At 38.9% G+C, this 1,803-nt stretch carries 3 protein-coding genes; all 3 read right to left on the reverse strand.

Features of this window, described 5'->3' with window-relative positions; genetic code table 11:
• The coding region (locus tag AC11ZT_RS13495; protein WP_484060097.1) for an SRPBCC family protein at positions 1–188 on the reverse strand (188 nt) is incomplete at its 3' end.
• A 23-nt stretch (positions 189–211) separates the two neighbouring features.
• Positions 212–808: a TetR/AcrR family transcriptional regulator gene (locus tag AC11ZT_RS13500; RefSeq protein WP_484060098.1), complete on the reverse strand. Its 597-nt coding sequence runs from the start codon at positions 806–808 to the stop codon at positions 212–214.
• Between the two features lie 216 nt (positions 809–1,024).
• Positions 1,025–1,803, reverse strand: a 779-nt coding sequence (locus AC11ZT_RS13505; protein ID WP_484060099.1) for a D-serine ammonia-lyase, incomplete at its 5' end; no start/stop codon positions are given.

The following is a 1,803-nucleotide window of genomic DNA, read 5'->3' on the forward strand; positions in this document are numbered from 1 at the left end:
CTTTGCATAAATGGATTCCATTCTTTATAGGCTGGTAAATCGCTTAAAACGGCCCATACTTTTTCTTCTGATGCATTGATTTCAATTTCAGAAGACAAACGTTGATGTCCAAAACTAAGCGCAAACAAAAGTACCCCAAGAAATACGACAGTAGCAATTACAACTTTTCCCCAACGCTTCATTTTCATTTCTTTTCCATCCCTCTTTTTTGTTAAGTTGGTATGCTGACTCCCATTCCCTTTAACACCCATTCAATTCCTGTCATGCCGTTGCGATCAAGCGAACCAGCCGCTTGCAAGGTTAGACCATCTAGTATGGCCTGCACAATACTTGCTAGCGCTTCAATTTGTGTATCCCCTAAGTTAAGCTCTAACCGTTTGATTACCTCGCAAACCTCAACTTGCATCTCTTTATAAATCTCCGTAAGTGCAGCCGCTAACTTCTCGTTCTGTCTTCCTTCTACCCATAAACTAACTAACAAGGTAAACCATTCTGGATTTTCCTTTCGAAATTCTACAACATGATTCATGGCAGCAAGGAGAATTTCATTTGGACTCTCAACCTTTTGAAGTCTGAGAGATGCATCGCGCATTCCCCTGTTGATCATCCACTCTCGTACCACCTCCACAAGTAATTTTTCTTTACTTCCGAAATGATAACCAATTAATCCTTGTGCGACGCCTGCTTTTGCTGCGATTTCTTTCATGGATGCCTTCGAGTAGCCTACCGTTCCAAATAGTGTATAGGCCGCCTGTAAAATAGCGTCTCTGCGATTGTCACTTACTTCTGATGATTTTCCGTTTTTCATATCTTTCACCTCAAAACTGTTTGAACAACCAATCAACTTATGTATTCATCATATTACTGTTTGAATGAACAGTCAATATTTTTCTCATAAATATTTCCAATTTTACACTTTCGCTTTTCTTCATTGATTTACATCCGCCACATTATAAGCATGACAAAAAGGCTTCCTGTCGTCCGAAGCCTTTTTGTGCGATACCTCTTTATCAATCATAGCTATCTATACTAATCCTTTTTTATAATAGTCTTCCATTACCTCTTTTGGAACCATACTTCCACCAGTAGCCCACATGATATGTGTGGCATGTTTCATTTTGTCTGTTAGGTGATTTTTTTGTATATATTCCTTTCCTTCTTTTTGCTTCCATAAAGAAATTGGACCAAATACACTTGCTAATGCAGAGGGTTCGAGATAGATATTTTCTGTATCAATCAATGCACGTAATAGTTTATACAACCTATCATCACTTACGGTATAGCATCCATTTAACATAGGCTCGATCGTTTTGCCAACAAAACCAGATGGTCTTCCAACCGCAAGGCCGTCTGCAGCTGTCATGTTATCAATACCAAAATCTTGTACAGAAACTTTATCATGTAATCCTGTTACTAAGCCAAGTAGCATACACGGTGAATGGGTAGGTTCTGCGAAAAAACAATGTACATGATCTTGATATTCTAACTTCAAACCAAAGGAAACTCCCCCTGGACCGCCTCCTACGCCGCACGGAAGATAAACAAATAGGGGGTGATTTTCATCTACCGTTATATTCATATCCTCTAATTGTTTTTTTAGACGAGAAGCTGCCACTGCATATCCTAAAAATAAATCGCTAGAATTTTCATCATCAATAAAATAACAATTGGGTTCGCCGCTTGCATGTTTTCTTCCTTCTTCTACAGCTTTACTGTAATCTTCCTTATATTCAATAACCGTTACACCTTTGCTTCGGAGAAGATCTTTTTTCCACTCCTTTGCATCGGCCGACATATGAACCG

Source organism: Ectobacillus sp. (assembly GCF_056992975.1).

Excerpts from the sequence above, each read along its gene's own strand:
- AC11ZT_RS13500 (WP_484060098.1), bottom strand. The coding sequence starts at position 808 with ATGAAAAACGGAAAATCATCAGAAGTAAGTGACAATCGCAGAGACGCT.